Origin of the sequence: Aerosakkonema funiforme FACHB-1375, from assembly GCF_014696265.1 — a bacterium.
In the GTDB taxonomy this organism is placed as follows: domain Bacteria; phylum Cyanobacteriota; class Cyanobacteriia; order Cyanobacteriales; family Aerosakkonemataceae; genus Aerosakkonema; species Aerosakkonema funiforme_A.
The window spans coordinates 20501-44191 of sequence record NZ_JACJPW010000017.1 but is presented as its reverse complement, the minus strand read 5'-3'; the positions used below and the strand labels follow the sequence as shown (position 1 = coordinate 44191).

Genomic DNA, 23691 nt, shown 5'->3' with positions numbered 1-23691 from the left:
TTTCGGAAATCCAGGAGATCGCGGAACGCCAAGGATAGTGCGCCTCAGCCAACCTTATATCCATCCAGGATGGCGACGTTCGCCTAGTGCAACTGGCATTAAAAAAGGCGGGTTTTGCGATCGAAATCGATCGCATTTATGGCATCGATACCGAAAAAGCAGTGAGGCAATTTCAAAAAAATAAAGGTTTGGATGTAGATGGTCGCGTTGGCCCGCAAACCCGTGCCGCGTTAGGACTGTAAAACTTATCTAAAACACATTTTCAACAGCTGAGTAAAACCTCGAACTGACGATCGTGCGATCGCCTCATAGCTATTCTCGATAGCAGAGGCGATCGTATATTTTATGCCTGACTCAACGATCGTAGAGGATGTGCGATCGCCTGCCAGCCAAGCAAGTGTTAGAAGCAAGCTCAGCTTAATGAAAATTAATCTAAGTAACGCTGACATTTGCTGATTTTTTTGTTAAGCCTGTATAGAACTGGTCACAGCCCTCTATTAGTTAACATGGGTAAAGACTTTTCTGGCCAAAATCTCCGAGGTCGATCCTTCAAAGGTCAAGACCTTACAGGAACAAACTTCAGCTATACAGACATCCGCAGTGCAAACTTCTCCAATGCTATTCTCGTCGGTGCTAACTTCAGTCATGCAACAGCCGGACTGCAAAGACGCTGGGCAACTTTCCTATTAACAGGCTCGTTACTTTTATCGGCGCTGTCAGGATTAATTCTGGCATTTAATGGTGTTTGGCTAGTATCTTTTCTATTTAATAAAACTATTTATTATCGATTGAGCGCTGTAATTTTTTTAATATTGTTTTTAATATTCTTTATTGTAACTGTTCGGAAAGGATTAGAAGCTGCTTTAGGGTTTGTGGCTGTAGCTGTAGCTTTAACTATCACTTCAAGTTTCATTTGGTCTTTGGCTTTTCCTGAAATAGGAAAATATGCTGTAGCTACAACTGCAACTGTTCTTTTAGCTATAGTTGTTGCGGTGATTTGTATTCAGACTGTTACTGTAGCTGGTGCTATAAATGTAGGTGGAAATTTAGCAGGGACTGGGAATGTTGTTGTTTCTATTATTGTTGCTTTAACGGTAAGTATAATTGCCGATTATTCTACTCTTGAAGTGAGTCCGCTATTAGCTGTGGCTGGAACTTTCAGTATGGTATTGTTTGTAGGATTACTAAGTAGTTATGTTGCTTGGCGAGCCTTAGCTGGAGATGAAAAGTTTCCTGTAACTCGGAGTATTGCCGTTGCTTTTGCTGCTATAAGAGGAACCAGTTTTCGCAATGCTGATTTGACAGATACTAATTTTACGAAATCCACACTTAAAAGTACAGATTTCAGAGGAGCTACCCTCATACGCACCTGCTGGCTTCAGGCAAAAAAGCTTTCCTTTGCTCGTGTTGGAACTACTTATCTTAAACAGGTAAAGTTGCAGGAATTAGTGGTAACAGGAGCGGGACAAGACAAAAACTTCGATCGGTTAAATTTGCGAGGAGTTAATTTGCAGGGAGCAAACCTAGCGGATGCCAGTTTTATGGGGGCAGACCTCAGTGAATCTAACTTACAACAAGCCGATTTATCCAGAGCAAAGCTAGTACAAACACAACTAGACAGAACAAACTTTACTGGCGCTTGTTTGACTGGTGCATACATCGAAGACTGGGGCATCACTGCTGAAACTACACTAGAGCGAGTAAAGTGTAATTATGTATATATGCGTTTACCAACAAAAGATGACCCCGATCCTTGTCGAAAACCAGACAACAAACAGGAGATATTTGAAGACGGCGACTTTGCTGATTTCATTGCGCCTATTGTCAAAACGCTAGATTTGTATCACAATCAAGGTGTAGATCCTCGTGCAATTGCTATTGCTTTCAAACGCTTAGCCGAAAACCATCCGGAAGCAGATATAGAAATTGTAGCAATGGAAAAACGCGGAAAAGATAAATTCTTACTTAAAGCTAAAACAGCCGAATATGTAGATAGATCCTACCTGGCTGAAGAATATTTTAAGGATTACAATCAGTTGAAATTTTTACCAGAAAATCACCTACAACTACTGCTAGCAGCAAAAGACGCTCATATTAGTAGTTTACAAAATATGGTAACTACCGCACTCCAGCGACCTAGTTTTTATGTCCAAAAATATCAAAATCAAGGAGATACTATGCCAGAAAATCAAGGTAGCATCAATATTAGTGGTGTCCAAGGCGGCAGCATCAGTAATTTAGCGGCTGTCGGTCAAAATATGACCGGAGCCGCAGTAGGAGAGATTAGCGGTACTGTCACCAATACTATTGGTCAATTACAAGATTCGGATGCTCCAGAAGCACCGAAATTAGCAGATTTACTCAAGCAGTTGCAAACAGTAATTGAAGCTGATACTGAATTGACAGATGAAGATAAAACTGAAGCATTAGAGCAGGTAAAAGCTTTAGCAGAAGCCGGAAAAAATCCCAAAGAAGGGGCAATGCAAAAGGCGGCGAAAACAGCAATGAAAATTTTGAAAGGGACAATTACTGGTTTACCTAGTGCCGCTCAATTGGTAGAAGCTTGTAACAAACTACTGCCTGCGATCGCCCAATTATTAGGGTTAGTTTAAATTTTCATATCTGATAAGTCAATTGGCTAATCATCTGTTACGAAAGGAGGCTATTGTGGAAGCCCGATTAACTGAATTTTTGTTATCAATAGGTGAAGAGCCAAAGAAACTAGCTGTTTGGCAAGAAAACCCTGATAGTCTACTTGATGCAACAAACTTGACTCCAGCGGAAAAAGCCATAATTAAGAGTGGAAATTCGGCAATGCTCGATAGAGCTATTGCTGAAGAACTTTACCAATATCCTGATCTTTTGGCAGAAGCTTTTATAACAATTCCTCCTCTCAAGCTTTGGCTCACAAGCCCACCAGAGGTCTAATAAAATTTAGCCATCGCACAGTGATTATCTCTAGGCTAGTTCATACCTAAAACTTAACTCTAGACATTTTGACAAGGTTTCTGCCAAGGATAAAATTATGAATTCTGGTTCATTAACTATAGTCGGAACTGGTATTCGGCTGATTAGCCAAATAACACCAGAAGCGCGTACTTATATTGAACAAGCCGAAAAGCTTTTGTTCGTTGTTGCTGACCTACCAACAATTGCTTGGCTTAAAAAAATTAATTCAACATCTGAGTCCCTTTCCGTCTTTTATCAACCGGGCAAAAACCGTCTAACTACTTATCTAGAGATGGTAGAGCGAATTCTTACTTGTGTTCGGGATGGCTTAAAAGTATGCGTTGTATTTTACGGTCATCCAGGAGTTTTTGTTTACCCATCCCATGAAGCAATTAAACGTGCGCGTCTGGAAGGATTTTGTGCCAGGATGTTGCCTGCTATTTCTGCCGAAGATTGCTTATTCGCTGACCTGGGGATCGATCCTGGCACCAGTGGATGTCAAAGTTTTGAAGCCACTGATTTCCTAGTTTACAAGCGCAAGTTCGACACATCTAGCTCATTGATTCTGTGGCAATTTGGCATTGTCGGCGAGTTGTCTTTTAATCCGGAAATTCGTGTCTCTAGGTGTCTCCCTATTCTGATTGAATATTTGCAGCAATACTACTCCTCCGATCACGAAGTAATAATTTATGAGGCTGCACAATATCATATCTGCGAACCAGTTATTCAACGTATTTCTTTAGCAAAAGTTCCTGAAGTTTTGGATGCCCCAATGTCAACACTTTACATACCACCCAAAGCACCAGCATCTCCCGACTTAGAAATGCTCGATCGCTTGGGAATTCCTCGCTCAATACAGGAGTAAAAATAGCTTGGTGTATACTATAAAATCCAACATAAGACATTTTGACTTGGGGAAGAGGGAGTGGGAAAGTCAAAAGTCAAAATTCAAAATTCAAAAGTCAAAATTCCTTTTCTCCCCTCTCCCTCTTCCCTAGTCCCCAGTTCCTAGCCCCTAATCCCGACGCCCTTCTTTTGACTTTTGACTTCCGCGTAGCAGCCCACCCTCCGACTAGGGACAGATCCCCAAAATCTTAGACTTCCTCCCTCCCCCTCTTGCAAACTGCTCCGCACAATCAGACACTGGACTAGGGAGTTGATTGGCAGTTGAGAGGTTTTTCGTGAAAAGAGTACTATCTATCATCCTGGGCGGTGGCGCAGGAACCCGCCTTTACCCGCTAACCAAGCTGCGGGCTAAACCCGCAGTACCCCTGGCCGGGAAGTATCGCCTGATCGATATTCCCGTCAGTAACTGCATTAACTCAGAGATCTTCAAAATATACGTCCTAACGCAATTCAATTCGGCTTCCCTCAATCGTCACCTTGCGCGTGGCTACAACTTTACAGGCTTCACCGACGGGTTCGTTGAGGTACTCGCCGCCCAGCAAACGCCCGAAAACCCCAACTGGTTTCAGGGTACTGCCGATGCGGTGCGCCAGTATATGTGGTTGTTCGAGGAATGGGATGTAGATGAATATCTGATTCTTTCGGGAGACCACCTCTACCGGATGGACTATCGCTTGTTCTGGCAACGCCACCGGGACACCAATGCGGATATCACCATCTCCGTCGTACCGATGGATGAGAAACGGGCCTCCGATTTTGGCTTGATGAAAATCGACCAAAACGGGCGAGTGGTTGACTTCAGCGAAAAACCCAAAGGCGATGCTTTGACAAAGATGCAAGTGGATACCACCGTTCTGGGCCTAACGCCAGAAAAAGCTCAGGCAATGCCTTACATCGCCTCAATGGGGATTTACGTCTTTAAAAAGGATGTGCTGATTCAGCTGCTGAAAGAATCCCCAGAACGCACCGACTTCGGTAAAGAGATTATCCCGGCGTCGGCTAAAGATCTCAACGTTCAAGCTTACCTATTTGGTGGCTACTGGGAAGATATTGGGACGATCGAATCGTTCTACGAAGCAAACTTGGCGCTGACGCGACAGCCTCACCCGCCTTTCAGCTTCTACGACGAAAGTGCCCCCATTTATACTCGCGCCCGTTACTTGCCACCCACAAAACTGTTGGATTGTCAAGTCACAGAATCGATGATCAGCGAAGGCTGTATCCTCAAAGAATGCCGCATCGATCACTCGGTTTTGGGTGTGCGATCGCGCGTTGAATCCGGCTGCATCGTGGAAGACACCCTGGTGATGGGGTCGGACTTCTACCAGCCCTTTATGGAACGGAACTCGATTTGCCATAACGGTAAAGTACCCTTGGGCATCGGTGCGAACACAATAGTTCGCCGTGCCATCATCGACAAAAACGCTTGCATTGGTTGCAACGTTGTCATTACCAACAAAGACAGAGTGGAAGAAGCCGCACGGGAAAGTGAGGGTTTCTACATCCGCAACGGCATTGTTGTAGTTCTCAAAAATGCCACAATTCCCGATGGAACAATCATTTAGATTTTAGATTTCAGATTTTAGATTTTAGATTTTAGATTTATTTTTAATCCAAAATCTAAAATCCAAAATCCAAAATTCTCAATGACGAAACTAATTTTTCTCATAGGGCTTCCTGGTAGCGGCAAATCCTCTCTAGCACAAAAGCTAGTCGCAGAATACCCACAGCGTCTGTTAATTTCCACAGACACCATTAGGGCTAAACTGTTTGGAGATGAAGCGATCCAGGGGCCCTGGTTTTTAGTTTGGGACGAACTAACTCGCCAATTTCAGCAAGCTGTAGAGCAAATACAGTTGGGGCAAGCCAAAGAAGCTATTTACGATGCAACCAACGCCGTTTGCCCACAGCGACGAGAAGCGATCGCCCTCGCCCGCGCCATCGGCTTCACTCACATCACCGCATTGTGGCTAGATATACCAGTGTGGCTTTGTCTGGCACGGAATCGCCGCCGTCAGCGGAGAGTACCGGAAGATGTCATATTCCGGATGTACGGGCGACTGCGCGAAGCGCCGCCAACCTTTGAGGATGGGCTAGACCTGATTTTGCGCTACTACCCAGGCGTAGCCAGTACGGAAATTGCGATCGCACGAGAGAGCAATAACCGAACCGAACCGAACTTGCACATTTGATACCCTTAAATAGAAAATCGATCGGTAACAGTGCCGAGTATTTGCTGTCACCATCATAGAGGGTAGAGCTTTCTGCAAAAATCGCTCTGCCCGGAATAGCTATTCAAAGCAAATTCCAAATACCTTCGCGAAAATATATAAATAAAATCTTTACCTTTATAGGAGACTGCCTAATGCCCGCGACCGACTTCAAAGACTATTACGCCGTTTTGGGGGTGAATAAGACCGCTAGCGCTGACGAAATCAAAAAAGTCTACCGCCGACTCGCACGCAAGTATCACCCCGACATGAACCCTGGCAACAAAGACGCTGAATCTCGCTTCAAAGAAGTCAGCGAAGCCTACGAAGTGTTGTCAGACCCAGACAAACGTAAAAAATACGACCAATTCGGCCAGTATTGGAAACAGGCCGGTCAAGGATGGCCATCCGGCGGTGCCAGCCCTAACGTTGATTTCGGTAACTTCGACTTCAGTCAGTATGGCAGTTTTGATGAATTCATCAACGAATTGCTGGGTCGATTCGGCACCACAGGTACTGGTGCTGGGCCGGGGCGTTCTGGCGGGCGGACTTACAACTACCGTACCAATGCGGGAGGCCCAAGCGGATATAGCAATTTTGGTGGCTATGAGGGTTTTGAAGATCGGGCAGGTCAAGCAGGATCGGATAGAGAGGCAACCCTCAACCTCAGCTTATCCGAAGCATTTCACGGCGTCCAGAAGCGCCTGGACTTAGGTGCAGAAGTCGTTGACGTGCGAATTCCCCCAGGTGCCAAAACTGGTAGTCGCATTCGTCTCAGAGGCAAAGGCACAGTCAATCCCTACAACCAGCAGCGCGGGGATTTGTACTTAACAGTGGAATTGCTGCCCCATACCTTCTTCCATTTTGAGGGAGAAAACTTGGTCTGCGAGGTGCCAATTACTCCAGATGAAGCTGTTTTGGGAGCTCAAGTAGAAGTGCCCACACCCGATGGTGCCGTTACAGTCAACGTTCCCGCCGGCATTCGTTCCGGTCAATCCCTACGCCTGCGGGGCAAAGGATGGCCAAACCCCAAAGCCGGACGCGGCGACCAAATGGTGAAAATTACGATCGTACCGCCGAAAGACCTCAGTGCCATCGAACGGGAATATTACGAAAAAATCCGCACCTCCCGCAGTTTCAATCCTCGCAGTCAATTAAAGCAAATACGTCTGTAATTTTAGATTTCAGATTTAAGATTTCAAATTTGGAATCTTAAATCTAAAATCTAAAATTTGAAATCTGTTAAAGAATATGGCCTTGGTCTTAAGAGTTGGTAAACTATTTCCCATGTAGGATAATTGATGACCCACCGGGCATCTACCCATCGGCAATGACTCTTATCCAAGAAGTAAAAAAAATCTGCGATCGTCTTGCTCCCCACGGATGGCGAGACTTGCTTCTCCAACACGGACTCGATCTCGCCGCCACCGATCTCAAACGGGAACTCACCAAAGAATTACCCGGTATCAACCGACGCATTCCCGGTTTTGAAGATTTTGCCCAAGAAGGCAAAAGAGGTATCGAACCGCGCAATCCCGCCCGCAGCTTGCTCTTTCACGCCTTCGCTTCGACGAATGTAGTTTCTGGTGTTGATGGCAAACAGCTAAGTGCTTTTCCCACTTTAGCGGAAATCGATACCGTCGAAAACTACGTTTATGGCGTCAATCCACCCTCCTTGCTGGAGATTAGAGCCCGTGCCAACCGTGCTAATTTAGCGATCGTCGTCTTCGCATCTGAATATCGCCCCGCACCGGAAACAGTCCTGCAAAAGCACGCCGAAATGTGCTACTCCCGTACCGGCATCGCCAGAGTAGGAACTGTCGAGCCACTTTATAACGGTCGCAATCGAGGATTCCTACCTTTTGTAGATGGAAATCCTCATGCTTTTCGAGTTTTGCCATCTCGTTACTCCGCCTATTTGGCAGTCCAAATGAAAGGCAACAAAGACCGATTTGGGCCGATGCGTTTCAACATCAGGCAAGAGCTAAATCGTATAGATAGCGACAATTATCCCAACCCAGGCGATGATAAGCTGCGCGATTTTTGGGTGCCCCTGCACAAACTTTTCAGCGGCAAAGAATGCCTGCGCGGTTTTGACTTGCAGGTAGTCTTAAAAGCTTATCACATCAACGAAAAGCTGCGGCGCATCCATCTCGAAATTGGGAAGCAAGGCACTGGATGGCAAGAACCAGACATCAGCAAGCCGCCATTTATATTTACTGAAGGTATAGCAGAATGGTCAAATAATCCCCAATATGGCCCCGGAGTTTTATTGCCAGTCGTGCATCCCCACTTAGTTCAACCAGCAGAATATAAGGGTAAACCGCTCACATTTAAAGTTCCCAAAGATTACAACCAAATTTTATCTTCCAGCCTCTACATCCCTACTGGCAAACAAGATGCGCGTCGCGCTCCCGAATATGTCCACGCACGCTTTCAAATTTTGCCAAACGGCCAACAAGTTGACCTCAACGAAAAAGAAAACGTCGCCGAAATTGTCGCCCAAGGTGGCTACGATGCCCTACATTTTATCGATTTTACTGGCGATGGCTGGATTGAAGCTATCTGTCCGCAATTAGCAGTGCTTTTGCCCCGTCGCGTACCAGCTTATTCCATAGTAGCTGCGCCTGATTTCTTCCCCAATACCGATCAGCGAGAATTGATGGATTGGTGGCAGCAGTCAGTACCGAGTTCGATCAAACGCAGTACTTGGAGAATTACACCCGGTACTTTATCCGATGAACGACTAGCACCGAATGTTCAGATTAAAAAAGCACCTTTTCGCACAGAAGATACTAGCGTAACTGCGATCGTCTCTTTCTTGCTAGACAAACCCGTTCGTCAAATGCCTCTGGAAGTTCCCGAAACTAACAGAAGTTCCTACCTTCCAGATGCAGCAGCGGGAATTTTTGCTCCCGGTTGGGATGTCAGTTTCGACGTTACCCCCGACGGCACAAAACACCTAGCAGCTTACGGTTTGGGCAGTCCATTTCCCGAAGATGCCAAACTATGTGCAGCTCTGAGTACATTTTGGCCTGCTGTTGCTCCCGATACGGCACGCACTTTTGAACCTAACGAAATTTGGCCGACAATTAGCCCGCTTACCGATGAAGAAATCGGTCAAGTTGGCAAGCTTCCTTGGGATGGAGTAACAGGCCCTCGGTTAGTAAATCGGGAAAATAAAGAATTTGTCGAGTACGCTGCTTTCGATAACGTTGATTATGTCAAAAATGCTTTGCAAAATCAATTTTCTTTAGCCCTAACTGGCAAAGTAGGCATTCGCGAATACGAAGCCCGCGTTTTGGCAATGGCGCGAGTTTACCGAGCATTGGGCATTAAGGAAGAAAACTTTTATAAACCAGGGGTTACCTCCACTCAAGCATTCTGGGATATCACTAATGAAAAAGCTAAATGGAGTGTGTTTTCTTTCCGAAAAGTTGCTGATGATGACCCGGAAGTAAAAAAAGCCGAATCGCAAACTAAAACTAATCTGCACGGCAATGTTTATCGCTTTCAGGTATATCGTCATGGCGATAAAAATTCTGTAGGTCAAAAAGTTTTTGTGGCAATTGAGGAAATGGTCATCCTGTTTGTAGATCCTATTCAAATTGTCATGAAAAGAGGCAATCGTGACTGGGAACTCAAAAATATCTGAGACGAATGTCGTAATTATTGGTAGTGGCCCGTCCGGTGCGGCGGCGGCGATCTTGTTAGCTAAAATGGGTTGGCGCGTCGTTATCGTCGAACGCGAAACTTTTCCCCGCGATCGTCCCGGCGAAACCCTCCATCCAGGGATAGAACCGCTTCTGGAACAGTTAGGCGTAGCAGCACAAATTCTCTCTGCCGATTTCCTCAGACACGAAGGAAATTGGGTTAAATGGTCAAGCGAATCGACATTTGTGCCTTTCGGTGCAGATGAAAGGGGAAAGTGGCGCGGTTTTCAAGCATGGCGATCGCATTTTGATGCTATTTTGCAAAATCAAGCTATTGAGTTAGGCGTCGAAATTCGGCAACCTTGTCGCGCTTTGCATCCTGTGGTCAGGGAAAATCGGATTGTCGGAGTTGAGACATCAGATGGTTTTTTGCCATCATCTTTTATTATCGACGCTGCCGGTAGCGGACACTGGCTAGCTAAACAGTTAACATTGCCAATTCAAACTTATTCTCCCCGTCTGATTGCTTATTATGGATATGCGTCGGGAGATTGTCCGATTCGGGATGATGCACCGGCAATAGTTGCAGACAAAAGCGGGTGGACTTGGACAGCGCGGGTGCGTCCCCAACTTTATCAATGGACTCGACTATTTTTTGCTAACGAAACAATTGAAAAAAATTGGCTTCCTGAAGAATTCCAAGGACTCATACCCAAAGGTAAAATCGGTGCGGCAGATGTAACCTGGCGCGTTGTGCCTGCTTGCGCCGGTCTCGGTTATTTTATAGTTGGAGATGCCGCTGCTGTACTCGATCCGGCTTCTTCTCACGGCGTTCTCAAAGCAATTATGTCCGGGATGATGGCCGCTCATTTAATTATACAGATGGTCAATAAGGGTGCGATCGAGCTACAAGCAATTCAAGCCTACCGTCAGTGGCTTAATAATTGGTTTGGACAAGATCTGGCTAAATTAAGGGAACTCTACGGTACTTTGCCTCACCCACCTGACTGGATTTAACTTAAAAAACCTACCTCATCAGCAGCACAGCATCCAAAAGCACAGCATCCAAAAAATTCGGTGAACCTAAAGCTTGTCAACGTAAAATTATCTGTCATTGGTAAGACTTAAAAATTTCAATTGTAGATATGAACTCGCTCGCCAAACAATATTTATTCTACCTTGAGTCTTATTCTAATTGTTAGATGTAATCTCCATCACAATAAATCATCCTAGTAATTAAAGGAAGTAATTAACCGAGCTACTTCAATTCATTTGGGAGATTTTGTGATGAAACGTTTAATTATTGGTGGTTTATCTGTTGTGTTGCTGTCTGCTGTCGCCGCACCTGCTGTTAGAGCTGAATCACCGACTGATAACCCTGCCTCCTCAAGTAGTACCCCCACGGTTCCTAGCTTTGAATTGCAACCTTTCAATCTAGTTTATATGGCTTATCAAGGTTACTTCGAGGAGCAAGGAATTCCCAGCGCCCAAGGTCTAATTTCTGCTTATCGCACAGGAACTGTCGATGCCGAAGATATCGTCGAGAGTGCAGTGAAAGCCAACCGACTTCCATCTAGTGTTATGGCAGATGATGACTATCTAAATGCAGTGGAACTACAACTAAGAAGTTTAGACGATCGTTCTTAAAAACAGAAAGGCAATTACACCTTCAGGGGTGGATGTTTTAGAAACCCGGTTTCTTGAAGAAACCGGGTTTCTATATCACTAAACCGGGTTTCTTGAAGAAACCCGGTTTCTATTTTATATCACACAAGTTGGTAGTCAGATTAAGTGTGGAAACTTACAGTCTGGAACCTGGGTCACCAGCCATAACATCATCGCGATCGCGCGAAACAGTCCGTTCTGGTTCCTTACGGAACAGGTTAGCTAAACCGATCAGACCCAGCAATCCCAACCAACCCCAATTATTATTATCGTCTCTTGTTTCCTGGAAAGGAGTCCTGTCTATAACAGGGCCAGATCTATCAACGTTGGTGTCAGTTTGAGCAGTAGCAGGTAGTGTTGAAGGCAAAATAGTTAAACTTAGAGCGATGACGCTGGCTCCCACAACCTTGGTTAAATTAGAAGGTTTCATATTTCTCCTCTTTGCTCTCCATCGACGGCAGATTCTTTACATCCCCAAATTTATCGGTTCATCAAACAACTCTCATCAATCTGCGGTGGGAAACCTTCTTATTCCAGACTCTAACTCAAGAGGGGGTTAAACAGTCAAAAGTCAAAATTACTCCTCTTACCTCCTCCCTTTCCCTCTCCCTCGTGTTTTTGACTTTTTATTTTTGACTTTTGACTTTTAAGAGCCCCTAACGATTAGCTTGTTCTGTCACTCGCTGAATCTGTCTGGCGAAATAGCTTTCACGGTGTTTCAACTGCTGGGCTAGTTCCAAACCTTTTTGAAAAGCTGAGAGCGCTTGTGCAAAATTTTTATACTCTAAATAAAGTTGCCCAACTTCATCGTAAGTATTCATCATACCGTAAAAGTTGTAAGCTAAATAATCAGCCTGCACAAGGACTTGATAAGTTTCCAAAGCAGCGTTTATTTGCTTCTGAGAGCGTTGCAGTGCGACTAACTTCCGCAGCGCATCGCCTGCGGCAGCATACTGTTGAATTGACCAAGCAAAGGCGTATGCTTCTTGATAATTTTGTGTGGCTTGTTCCAGGCGACCGACTGCTTCGTAAGCTGACCCTATTTCCAATTGAATAGCCGGAATTTGGACGAAATCTTGTTGGTTGCGGTAAAATTCAATTAATTCCTGCTTTATCTTAATGGATTTTTCAATTTGGTTATCTTTGCCGTAAAGATATGCCAGTACTTTGAGATAATTAACTTGCTTGGTGCGATCGCCTGCCTGTTGTGCGAAATTTACTAATTCTTGATAAGCGCTTATCGCCTTCGCGTAATCAAACCAACTTAAACTCAATTCGCCAATTTTCAATAGCAGCGCTTCTTCTTGAACTTTATTGCCTTGCTGCCGCATTGCTGCTAAAATTTGTTCGTAAACCTTGACAGACCAGTCAGGCGCTCTGACTTGCTCGAATGCAGCAGCGAGCGATCGCAACAAATCCAACTCCACTGGCGGCTTCAATTGTGTTTGCTGAATCGTTTGCAGCCTTTTTGTGATATACTGCACATCTTCGCTGAGATTTCTCTCCCAAGCAATTCCGCCAACGCGACTCAGCGCTTGCACTTCCGGCAACAATCCCAAATATCGCCGCAATCGCAATTCGCGATACCATGTTTCCAACGCGCCCTTTTCGTCGTTAGCTTGTAATTTGGCAGCAGCTTCGGCATTTAATCGATCCAATGCAGTTGCTAAAGTTGCCAGTTCTGCCTGAGTCAGAGGTCGTTTATCTCTGCCAGAACGAGGTATCAACGGATCGCGAACTCTGATTTCCAACGGATTGGGAGGAAATTGATTTGGGTTGGGCTTTTTATTACTATTGTTATTATTGTTATCGGCGGCTATGGCTGGGTAAGTGATGCCCACGCACAACACCGAAGAAAACAAAAGCGGGGGAAGAGAAACTTGGAGTTTTAGCTGTTTGCGATTGGGCATATAAAAGGGGCTAGGGGTTAGGGGCTAGGGGTTAGGGAACAGGGAACAGGGTTAGCGAGTAAAGGATAGAAAGACTAGAGGGAAGATTTGAAGTTGTCCTAACCGACTTGGCGGTTGCTATATATTAAAATTTGAAATCTCAAATCTAAAATTTGAAATTTCAGGAGAGGTTGGTGAACAAAAGCTTACAAAGACTATTATTAGTTTTAGCAGCAGGGCTACTGAGTTTGCTCTCTGCTTGTAGTTTGCCGCAAGTCAGCGCCCAACAGCGCACTTTTCTCAACTTATCCCTAGAATTTTTGGGACAGTACCAGCTACCCAAGCAAAAGTTTCAAGGTACGCCAGTTGGCGGATTGTCGGCGCTAGCATACGATCGCCGGATCGATCGCTTTTACGCCCTTTCCGACGACCAAAGCGTATTCGCTCCAGCTCGTTTTTACACCCTTAAGCTCTCTCTTGGCAACACTGGTATCCAAAACGTACAAGTAGAAAAGGTCACTTTCCTCAAAGGACAAGACGGACAACCTTTTCCCAAATACACTATAGATCCAGAAGGAATCGCCCTTTCTCCCCAACGAACCGTATTTATTTCCAGCGAAGGTGTCGCCAGAAACAGCGTCCCCCCTTCCGTCGGTGAATTCGATTTGCAAACAGGACGTTTGCGCCAAAAATTCGCCATCCCGCAGCGCTACATCCCCGATGCTAACGGAGACAAGCAACAGCGAGGCGTTCCAGAGAACTTGGGATTTGAAGCTCTCACACTCAATCCTACCGGATCTACACCAGCTAGCGGCGAACCAATTCGCTTATTTACAGCTACAGAATCGGCGCTCGTACAAGACCGCGATCCAGTACAATTAGACGATCGCGGCAATCCCAAACTGCAACCTATTAAATGCCGTCTGCTACACTACTTAGTGAGCGATCGCGCCCCCATTCCCATTTCCGAACATCTTTATCAGCTATCGCCACCTCCACCAGGCGCTCAATTTCATGGTTTAGTGGAATTGCTGGCAATAGACCAAGGCGGACATTTTCTTAGTGTAGAGCGTTCTTTCGGTATTTTTGGTAACGATATTCGCATTTTTCAAATCGCGACTGGCGCAGCCACCGATACTTCCCGTATTGTGACATTAAAAGGGGAACTGCGGGCGATCGATCCGATTAAGAAAAAGTTACTTTTGGATTTGAAAGAACTTGGGATTAGTTTGGATAATATCGAGGGAATCACATTTGGCCCTCGTTTCCCCGACGGCAGTCAAAGTTTGATTTTAGTAAGCGATGATAATTTTAACGAGAAGCAAGTAACGCAGTTTCTCTTGTTTCGTCTTAAAGGCGGACGTTGACGATTTTACTTTAACGCCAAAGTCGCAAAAGAAAGTCACTCATTTAAACGCAAAAGCCGTAGCGCTTTATATCATGTCCGGTAGCATCGGTCACATAAAAAATACGTTCTTATCTGTACTGCTACGCGCTGGTACAGTTACAGATTAGGACAGACTGCGCTAAGGTACATACAGACTCAATTCAGTATTTGTAAACACCCCAGCGCGTAGCGCTATAAGTTCTTATCTGCGTTCCGAAGCGTTTATCTGTCTTCATCTGCGGTAAAAATTTAACCCCCCATCTCCCACAGATAATCTTGAGCATCATTCTTACACTACCGATGCAACCGGACACGATATTATTCGTAGGTTGGATTTCGTACTTCAACCCAACCGATTCTCGCTGAGAAGATGGGAAAGCGGGTTTCTCCAAGAAACCCGCTTTCTATAAGCTTTTATCTATGACTGTTAAAGCTGAGAGTGTCGAGTTCCGCTTTAAGAGCCTGTTATTTACATTACGATTGACAATTCATCAGCGACTTGAATGCGACCCTTGACCAAAGAGCGAATCAGACGATCGAGACAACCGCGTTGTTCATCAGTAGTGGACTCGTCCAGGATGGCAGCCATCATACCATAGCGATCGGCTTTCGTGAGGCGGTGGGTATCGGTAACGGTAGCGATTAGTTCTTCGATTGCGCCGGGGAGGAGATTCACTGGAGACATGGGGTTGTTTTGAACTCGACATCTTTATCTTCCCTTGGTTTCCCAAGATGGTGGGTGATTCTGCTGATATTTTCTGAGTGATAATACTGATGTCGTTTAGTGAGTCAAACCCGAACTAACCTGTGACGCGAGTCACACTTATCTCCAAGAACTAATCCAAAATCCAAAATTCGGTGACCCCCTACGACCGCATAGATATTCTTTGTGCAAGGCAGTAAAATGACTTGGGTCGTTCCACAAAAAGAAAAATTTAACAAGCAATGACTCATTCAACCGATATCGCGACTTTAGCCCGCTTAATGGCAGCAGACTTCAGCAATCAAGCCCAAGCCTTTGAAAATCCGCCATTTTATGCCCACATTCGCGTTTGTATGCGTCCCTTGCCCCTAGAACTCCTGGGCGGAGTGAGTTTGTTTGTCGAACAAGCTTACGATTACACGCTTAACAATCCCTACCGGGTGCGCGTTCTCAAACTCGTGAATACAGATTCCGGTATCCAAATCGAAAACTACACCGTAAAGGAAGAACAAAAATTTTACGGTGCTTCCCGCGACCTCAATCGACTTTACAACCTCAAAACAGAACAATTAGAGAAATTACCAGGCTGCAACATGATTGTAGAGCGGACTGGCAGCACTTTTAAAGGTAGGGTGGAACCCGGAAAAGCTTGCATGGTATTTCGCAACGGCAAAAACACCTACCTAGATAGCGAATTCGAGATCGATGAAGAAAAGTTTATCAGCCTCGACAGGGGACGCGACCCAGAAACCGACGAACACATCTGGGGTTCCGTCGCCGGCCCCTTCTACTTCGTGCGCTGGGCCAGCTTTGCCGACGAGATAAAAGTTTAGGGGTTAGGGGTTAGGGGTTAGGGCGTCGGGAAGAGGGAGAGCGGGGGAGCGGGGGAGCGGGGGAGAAGGGAAGCAGAAGAATTAATATTTCCCCTTTTCCCTTTCCCCTTTTCCCTTTTCCCTTTTCCCTCTTCCCTCTTCCCTCTTCCCTCTTCCCTCTTCCCCTAATCCCTAACCCCTAACCCCTAGCCCCTCATAACTAACTCCGCCATTTTTGGGCAAACTGTTCCAAAACCGCTTGAGAAATTTGCCCTTCCAGCCACTCCAAAGCCTCGTCTTGATAGGACAACCCATCATAATACTTGCAAACATTAATCATAGTTAAAGGTTGTGTTGGTTGCGGCGAAGTTCGATCGCGCCATCTTTTTGCAAACTCATCCATGATTGGTTTGGGAATTTGCCCTTGCAGCCATTCCAAAGCACGATCTTGCGCTGGCAAACCTTGATAATACTTGCAAACATCGACCAGACTGATAATTTCCGATGGTAGCGGTTGTGGTGGCGGTGAAGTAATTAATGCCTTCCAAGTTTTTGCCTCCACAACTCCATCCGCAGTCAAACCTTTAGATTTTTGAAACCCGATTACAGAAGTTTGCGTGTTAGTACCAAAAACGCCGTCAATAGAGCCAGGATTAAAGCCCCAAGCTTTGAGATATTTCTGCAAATCTTTGACTTTTGAACCCTTCGAGCCTTTCTTTAAAGGTATGCTGGGGGGAGCTAAAGTTTGTCGAACAACTCTTCGCAAACGGGGCAATTGGCTGTATAGCCAGTCGCCAGGGCAGTCAGTCGCTTTAAAGTCTCGATGTCCTTTAATATTGTCCGGATCGATATTGTAAGCAGAGCAAAGAGCAGCACATAATTCTACCAGACTATTCCATTGGGCTGTTCCCATCCGGTGAGTCATGAAGTTACCTTCATTTTCAATTCCTGGTGACTCGTTTGCCGCCTTATTTCCAGCGTGAGCAGAACGAACGCAATGTCCTTTGGAAATTGCTGCTAAAGTACCCTGTCTTCCCTCTAGTACAAATCCGCCGATCGTATTCAAAAAGTTGTGTCCGGAATCGTTCCAGCCGTTAGTCTCCATGTGAGCGCGTTGGATATTTCTGGCTAGCTGTTTGCCTCCTTCCAATGTTCCTTTAGATATAGCATTAGGAGGATTCGGGCTATCCGTATGGTGAATTATTATGAGTTTAGGTATTGTTTCTTCCGGCAACTCTTTCGGGGGTACGGCTCCCCAGTTAGCAGCGGAAATAACACTTGCAGTGAAAGGCATTTGAATTTCCTCTAAAATTTATACTCCAGTCAGTGACTCTAAAATTTGTTTTAGAGCTGCTTTTATATATTTGATTCAGGTGTCGATTTATTTCCTCCGGATCGCTTTTTAGGTAAATTCTCTAAGTTCATGAATTTTGGCGAATGTGTGGAAATACTTACATTAAGAACGATTGCCAACTTTTAAACTAAAGATAGTCGATGTCATCGTTATATTTTCGTTATTTTCGGTCTTTTTCGCTCCGGATCGGGCCAGGAGAATTGGATATAGTCTCTGGAAGCTCTGGCGATCGATCCCCATGAGGCAGAATTTGCAAGCATTGCATTCCCAGATTGCACCTGCCTACCAGGAAACAAAATAAATGAGAATAAAGTCCTGTAATAAAAGCAAAAGTAGCTGATTGAAATTGGATTATTACTGATTATTAATAAAAGCCCCAACTCCAAAAAAGCTATGTTAACATAACTGCATCTTCAGAGTAGGCAATTGTTGCCAACCGAATCTTTCTGTATTTGTTCGTGTAAAATTAACGAATTTAAATCTCAGTAAAAATACGGTGATGATGTTCGTATTTACAGGCTATCAAATTTTAGAGCAAATTTACGAAAGTGCCAATTCTTTGGTTTATCGTGGGTGGCAAGAGCGGGATAATCAACCTGTGGTACTGAAAATTTTAAAGCTAAACTATCCAACTTTCTCCGAACTGATTAAATACAAACAGGAATATTATATTACGCGATCGCTCGATTATCCCGGTATTATCAAAGTCTACAACCAAGAAAAATATCAAAACACGCTCTGCATAGTTTTAGAGGATTTTGGGGGAGAATCCTTGAAATTATGGATGAAGAAGCGAGTATTTACTCTCTTGGAATTTATCGAAATTGCGATCGCAACTACTGATAGTTTGGGTCAGATTCACGCCGCTAATATTATCCACAAAGATATCAACCCATCGAATATAATTTTCAATCCAGCAACAAAGCAGTTGAAAATCATCGACTTTGGCATTGCCACTCAATTAACTAGGGAAAATCCTACCTTGAAAAATCCCAACGTTTTAGAAGGTACACTTCCCTACATTTCCCCAGAACAAACTGGTCGGATGAATCGCGCTCTCGATTATCGCACAGATTTTTACTCTTTGGGTGTTACTTTTTATGAATTGCTGACTGGAAAACTGCCATTCGAGACTGACAACGCCCTAGAGTTAGTTCATTGTCATATTGCGAAACAGCCGCTACCACCGCATCACATTAATTCAGAAATTCCGCCAATTTTGTCGAAAATAGTAATGAAATTGATGGCGAAAACTGCCGAGGATAGGTATCGGAGCGCCTGGGGATTAAAAGTAGATTTGGAAAATTGTTTAAATCAGTGGCGATCGTCTCAAAAAATATCGGATTTTGTTTTAGGATATCAAGATATTTCAGACAAATTTCAAATTCCCCAAAAACTTTACGGTCGCGAGGCAGAACTAAAAACTTTACTATCAACATTTGAGAGAATAAGCAATTCCGGACAAGCCGAAATTTTATTGGTCGCAGGGTATTCCGGTATTGGGAAATCAGCATTAGTACAGGAACTATATAAACCGATTACCGCCCATCACGGCTATTTCATTTCTGGAAAATTCGATCAATTTCAGCGTAACATTCCCTACTCGGCAATAGTTAGTGCATTTAAGGGATTGATACAGCAAATTTTAACCGACACAGAAACTCAATTGCAGCAATGGCGAGAAAAATTAGAAGTTGCTGTCGGGACTAACGGACAAGTGGTAATTGATGTAATTCCGGAAGTAGAATTAATTATTGGCAAGCAGCCAAGCGTACCAGAACTAGGTTTAAATGAGGCACAAAATCGCTTTAATCTCGTATTTCAAAACTTCATACGTGTTTGTTGTTCAAAGGAGCATCCTTTAGTCATTTTTCTGGATGATTTGCAGTGGGCAGATTCCGGAACGTTGAAGATCGTAGAACTGATGACGACGGATATTGATATGCAATATCTGTATTTAATTGGTGCTTATCGAGATAACGAAGTCAGCACGACGCATCCTTTGATGATGACGCTTGAAGATTTACGAAAACAAGGGGCAACGATTAATCAAATTACTTTAGAACCTTTGGGATTACAAGATATTAATCAGCTGCTAGCCGATACATTGCATAGCGACACCGTAACGAGTTTACCGCTAGCAGAACTGGTAATCCGGAAAACGAGAGGCAATCCTTTTTTTGTTAATGAATTCTTGAAAACTCTGTACTCGGAAAACTTAATTGCGTTTAACCTTCCTCATGCTGGCAATCAAAGAGGATATTGGCGCTGGGATATTACGGAAATTGAGCGACTTGGTATCACTGATAATGTGGTGGATTTGATGGTAGACAAGTTGAAGAAATTACCAAATTATACACAGGATGTGTTACGTTTGGCTGCTTGCATTGGCACACAATTTGAGTTAAACACTTTGGCGATTATTTGTGGCAAAGCTATGCGGGAAATTTTCTTTAGCCTTGTAGTGGCAATGCAGTCCGGATTAATTTTACCTAAGTCCGAACTAAATGAGCAATTGTTGATTCCAAATTATCAATTTTTACACGATCGAGTACAGCAAGCTGCTTATGCTTTGATTGGTGAAGCACAAAAAACCGCAGTTCACTTACAAATAGGTCGTCTGCTGTTACAGAATACCGTTCCGGAAGCGTTATCGGAAAAGATATTTGAGATTGTCGATCATCTCAATATTGGTGCAGAACTCGTACTCGATCGACAAGAAAGGAACGAAATTGCGAAACTAAATTTGATGGCGGGTCAAAAAGCTCTAGCAGCGACAGCTTATGAAGCGGCTCTCAAATATTGCTATGCTGGCATTAAATTTTTGAGTGTGGATAGTTGGCGTAGCTGTTACGAACTTACTTTAGCTTTGTACGATCGAGCAGCTGAAGCGGCATACTTATACCGTGACTTTGAGCAGATGGAAAAATTGGGTGAAACTGTTCTGCAACAAGCTAGCGCTCTGCTCGACAAAGTGAAAGTTTACGAACTAAAAATTCAGGTTGCTATTTCTCAAAACGAGCTGGTTAAAGCTATTGAAATAGGACTCTTTGTAGTGGAAATGTTGGGAGTAAAGCTATCTCCACTACCAAAAGATGGAAGTGAGGTAGCTCAGTTACCTCGGCTGGAAGATTTAGAATCTATTCCTGTTCTAACAGATGCCAATAAACTGGCAGCCATGCGAATTTTTATGAACATCGCTGCTGCAAGTTTTATCGCCAATCCTACCGTTTTTGTGCAGGTGATTTTGACTGCTGTCAATCTCTGTATCGAACACGGTCATTCAGCGCTAGCTCCTTTTGCCTACGTTGATTACGGCATGATTCTTGCTGGCCCAATGGGCAATCTAGAGGCTGGATATTATTCCGGTTTGCTAGCTTTAAAGCTGTTAGAGCAATTTGATTGCAGAGAGATAGAGAGTAAAGTATACGCACCATTTAACGGTTTTATTCGACATTGGAAAGAGCCAGCAAGAGCAACAGTAAAATCTTTACTAGAGGGAGTAGAAAGCGGTTTAGATACAGGAGATATAGAATATGCTAGCTACTCTGCGAACCATTATTGCTCGCATATATTTTGGATAGGAGAAAATCTAGAAATAGTAGATAATAAGCAAGCGAACTACCTGGCCTTATTCCAAAAATTAAAACAAAATCTTACAGTAAATCATATTAAAATTTTTCATGAATTAACTTTAAAATTGAGAAGTATAAATAACAATAAATTTCAGCTAGTTGGTAGTAGCTTTAATGAAGTAGAAATGCTACCTTATTTGCTAAAAGTTAAGGATGGAACTGCCGTTTTTTTTACTTATGTTACCAAAGCTATACTATGTTACCTATTTAAGGATTATTCTCAAGCAATTAAAAACGCCGACTTAGCCCTAGAATACGCAGGTGCTTCGCAGGGATTAATGTTCTTTTCGGCGCATAACTTTTACTATTCTCTAGCTCTGTTAGCTGAGTATACCAATAAAGAACCTGCCGAGCAACAAATTTTCTTATGCCAAGTAGAATCAAATCAGGAAAAAATGAGACATTGGGCGGATAATGCTCCTACTAATTATCAGCATAAGTACGAACTTGTAGAGGCAGAAAAAGCGAGAGTTTTGGGTAATACTTTAACAGCAATGAAGATGTACGATCGCGCGATCGCCGGAGCCAAAGAAAATGAATATATCAATGAAGAAGCACTTGCCCTAGAGTTAGCTGCCCAATTTTATTTGGCGCTGGGTAGAGAAAAAATTGGCCAAACTTATATGCAGGATGCACACTATGCTTACACGCAATGGGGAGCTATTGCCAAAGTAAAAGATTTAGAAGAAAAATACCCGCAGTTACTAAACGCATCCGGGCTAAGTCCTCTTAATTCCACTTACTTAGCAGACAGCAGAATCTCAACCAGCACTAATTCTAGCTCAAATTTGGATTTAGAGACTGTAATGAAAGCATCGCAAGCGCTTTCTCAGGAAATAGAGTTAGATAAGTTGCTGGTGAAACTAATGAAAATTTTAATCGAAAATGCTGGCGCGGAAAAAGGCTACTTAATTTTAGAAAATAAGGGAAAATTACTGATCGAAGCATCTGGGACAGTAGATTCCGATAACATCAGCGTCTTGCATTCGCTTCCTATTGAAAATCGCTTACCCGTAGGACTAATCAATTATGTGGCTCGCCTACACGAGAGTGTAGTATTAAATGATGCTACCCGCGAGGGTAATTTTATCAACGAACCCTATATAAAACAACATCAACCTAAATCAATTTTGTGTGCCCCGGTTTTGAATCGAGGACAGTTGACAGGCATTATCTATCTGGAAAATAACCTCATAATGGGTGCTTTTACTTCAGATAGAAGTGAATTGTTACGATTGTTATCGGGACAAGCTGCCATCTCTATTACCAATGCCAAACTTTACGCGGAAGTAAAAGCCAGTGAAAAGCAATTGCGGGAAAATGAAAGCCGATTAGCTCAATTTCTGAATGCAGTTCCAGTAGGGGTGTTTATCGCCGATCCGCAGGGGCGTCCTTACTACGTCAATGAAACCGCACGGCAAATTCTGCGTCAAGGTTTGGTTTCTTCAACTCAACTCGATCGATTGCACGCGGCTTATCAAGCTTATGAAGCGGGAAGCGATCGACTTTATCCTTTGGAACGCGATCCGATCGCCAATGCTTTGCAAGGAAAAAGTGTGAAAATCGATGATATCGAACTTCGCTTCCCCGACAAAATTGTTTCTCTGGAAAGTTCGGGAACGCCCATCTATGACGAACAGGGCAATTTGGTATATGCGATCGCCGCATTTCAGGATATTAGCGATCGCAAAAAAGCGGAAGCAGAATTGTTTAAGCTAAATAAAGCTTTGGAACGCTTTGTACCTCAGCAATTTCTCCAGTTTTTGAACAAGCAAAGTATTGTGGATGTGGAATTGGGCGATAATGTCGAAAAAGAGATGTCAATTTTGTTTTCGGATATTCGCGATTTCACTACTATTAGCGAAACTATGACACCGGAGGAAAATTTTAGGTTTATCAATTCTTATTTAAGTCGTATGGAACCGGCCATCCGTGAAAATCATGGCTTTATTGATAAATACATTGGCGATGCAATTATGGCTTTATTTGGAGGTAGCGCTGATGATGCAGTAAAAGCTGCTATTGCTATGCTAAAGCGCTTGGAAATATACAACCAACATCGCGGTAACTCTGGCTACGTTCCGATCGATATAGGTATCGGTATCAATACTGGTAATTTGATGTTAGGAACAGTCGGTGGAGCGAACCGTATGAATGGTACTGTAATTAGCGACGCAGTTAATTTAGCTTCTCGTGTAGAAAGTTTGACGAAAAATTATGGCGTGTCATTATTAATCACGCACCATACTTTTTCGCAATTGAAAAATTCGCCTGAGTATGCCATACGTTTAATTGACAAAGTTAAGGTGAAAGGCAAGTCAGAATTGGTTACTGTTTATGAAGTATTTGATACCGATCGCCCTGAAATATTAGCTGGCAAGTTACAAACGCTACCAATATTTAAAGAGGCATTATCATTATACAATGATAATGCTTTGAGTAAAGCGGCGAAAGGGTTTTCTGAGTGTTTGCGAATTAATCCTTTAGATAGGGTAGCTGAAATTTATTTACAGCGATGCGATCGTTAG

At 43.8% G+C, this 23691-nt stretch carries 18 protein-coding genes; 13 read left to right on the top strand and 5 right to left on the bottom strand.

What is annotated here, in order from left to right:
- Nucleotides 1–56: 56 nt before the first annotated feature.
- Nucleotides 57–242, top strand: a complete 186-nt coding sequence (locus H6G03_RS08825; RefSeq protein WP_322111882.1) for a peptidoglycan-binding domain-containing protein — start codon at nucleotides 57–59, stop codon at nucleotides 240–242.
- A 3-nt stretch (nucleotides 243–245) separates the two neighbouring features.
- On the opposite strand, the gene H6G03_RS08820 is transcribed toward H6G03_RS08825, so the two are convergent.
- Nucleotides 246–449: a hypothetical protein gene (locus tag H6G03_RS08820; protein WP_190463950.1), complete on the bottom strand. Its 204-nt coding sequence runs from the start codon at nucleotides 447–449 to the stop codon at nucleotides 246–248.
- A 57-nt stretch (nucleotides 450–506) separates the two neighbouring features.
- On the opposite strand from H6G03_RS08820, the gene H6G03_RS08815 reads away from it, so the two are divergent.
- The 9 genes from H6G03_RS08815 (at nucleotide 507) to H6G03_RS08775 (ending at nucleotide 11365) form a co-directional block, all read left to right on the top strand.
- Complete coding sequence (locus H6G03_RS08815; RefSeq protein ID WP_190463949.1) at nucleotides 507–2612, top strand: pentapeptide repeat-containing protein; 2106 nt, start codon at nucleotides 507–509, stop codon at nucleotides 2610–2612.
- Nucleotides 2613–2667: 55 nt separating this feature from the next.
- Nucleotides 2668–2928 (top strand): hypothetical protein, encoded by a 261-nt coding sequence (locus tag H6G03_RS08810; RefSeq protein ID WP_190463948.1) that lies wholly within the window; start codon nucleotides 2668–2670, stop codon nucleotides 2926–2928.
- Between the two features lie 97 nt (nucleotides 2929–3025).
- Nucleotides 3026–3814 carry an SAM-dependent methyltransferase gene (locus tag H6G03_RS08805; protein WP_190463947.1) on the top strand — a complete coding sequence of 263 codons (789 nt, stop codon included), beginning with the start codon at nucleotides 3026–3028 and terminating at the stop codon, nucleotides 3812–3814.
- A 316-nt stretch (nucleotides 3815–4130) separates the two neighbouring features.
- Nucleotides 4131–5420 carry a glucose-1-phosphate adenylyltransferase gene (locus tag H6G03_RS08800; protein ID WP_190463946.1) on the top strand — a complete coding sequence of 430 codons (1290 nt, stop codon included), beginning with the start codon at nucleotides 4131–4133 and terminating at the stop codon, nucleotides 5418–5420.
- 81 nt (nucleotides 5421–5501) lie between these two features.
- Nucleotides 5502–6047, top strand: a complete 546-nt coding sequence (locus H6G03_RS08795) for an AAA family ATPase (protein WP_190463945.1) — start codon at nucleotides 5502–5504, stop codon at nucleotides 6045–6047.
- A gap of 173 nt (nucleotides 6048–6220) precedes the next feature.
- A complete protein-coding gene (locus tag H6G03_RS08790; protein WP_190463944.1) occupies nucleotides 6221–7240 on the top strand; it encodes a DnaJ C-terminal domain-containing protein in 1020 nt (339 codons plus the stop codon).
- A gap of 155 nt (nucleotides 7241–7395) precedes the next feature.
- Nucleotides 7396–9720 carry a hypothetical protein gene (locus H6G03_RS08785; protein ID WP_190463943.1) on the top strand — a complete coding sequence of 775 codons (2325 nt, stop codon included), beginning with the start codon at nucleotides 7396–7398 and terminating at the stop codon, nucleotides 9718–9720.
- Nucleotides 9695–10735, top strand: a complete 1041-nt coding sequence (locus H6G03_RS08780) for an NAD(P)/FAD-dependent oxidoreductase (RefSeq protein ID WP_322111878.1) — start codon at nucleotides 9695–9697, stop codon at nucleotides 10733–10735. The genes H6G03_RS08785 and H6G03_RS08780 overlap by 26 nt, the downstream gene beginning before the upstream one ends.
- Before the next feature lie 270 nt (nucleotides 10736–11005).
- On the top strand, nucleotides 11006–11365 hold the full coding sequence (locus tag H6G03_RS08775; protein WP_190463942.1) for a hypothetical protein: 360 nt from the start codon (nucleotides 11006–11008) through the stop codon (nucleotides 11363–11365).
- A gap of 154 nt (nucleotides 11366–11519) precedes the next feature.
- Here the strand turns inward: H6G03_RS08775 and H6G03_RS08770 are convergent, their stop codons facing one another.
- A complete protein-coding gene (locus H6G03_RS08770) occupies nucleotides 11520–11813 on the bottom strand; it encodes a WGxxGxxG family protein (protein WP_190463941.1) in 294 nt (97 codons plus the stop codon).
- Between the two features lie 226 nt (nucleotides 11814–12039).
- The gene (locus H6G03_RS08765; RefSeq protein ID WP_190463940.1) at nucleotides 12040–13293 is read right to left on the bottom strand and encodes a tetratricopeptide repeat protein; all 1254 of its coding nucleotides are present in this window, start codon (nucleotides 13291–13293) and stop codon (nucleotides 12040–12042) included.
- Nucleotides 13294–13466: 173 nt separating this feature from the next.
- Here H6G03_RS08765 and H6G03_RS08760 point away from each other — a divergent pair, with 173 nt between their 5' ends.
- Nucleotides 13467–14639: an esterase-like activity of phytase family protein gene (locus H6G03_RS08760; protein ID WP_322111877.1), complete on the top strand. Its 1173-nt coding sequence runs from the start codon at nucleotides 13467–13469 to the stop codon at nucleotides 14637–14639.
- A 489-nt stretch (nucleotides 14640–15128) separates the two neighbouring features.
- On the opposite strand, the gene H6G03_RS08755 is transcribed toward H6G03_RS08760, so the two are convergent.
- Nucleotides 15129–15344, bottom strand: coding sequence for a hypothetical protein (locus tag H6G03_RS08755; protein WP_190463938.1), 216 nt, complete (start codon nucleotides 15342–15344; stop codon nucleotides 15129–15131).
- 260 nt (nucleotides 15345–15604) lie between these two features.
- Here H6G03_RS08755 and H6G03_RS08750 point away from each other — a divergent pair, with 260 nt between their 5' ends.
- Nucleotides 15605–16195 carry a chromophore lyase CpcT/CpeT gene (locus tag H6G03_RS08750; RefSeq protein ID WP_190463937.1) on the top strand — a complete coding sequence of 197 codons (591 nt, stop codon included), beginning with the start codon at nucleotides 15605–15607 and terminating at the stop codon, nucleotides 16193–16195.
- A 199-nt stretch (nucleotides 16196–16394) separates the two neighbouring features.
- Here H6G03_RS08750 and H6G03_RS08745 read toward each other — a convergent pair whose 3' ends face one another.
- On the bottom strand, nucleotides 16395–17468 hold the full coding sequence (locus H6G03_RS08745) for a peptidoglycan recognition protein family protein (protein WP_190463936.1): 1074 nt from the start codon (nucleotides 17466–17468) through the stop codon (nucleotides 16395–16397).
- 559 nt (nucleotides 17469–18027) lie between these two features.
- On the opposite strand from H6G03_RS08745, the gene H6G03_RS08740 reads away from it, so the two are divergent.
- Entirely contained in the window at nucleotides 18028–23691 is a 5664-nt protein-coding gene (locus tag H6G03_RS08740) for an AAA family ATPase (protein WP_322111876.1), read from the top strand.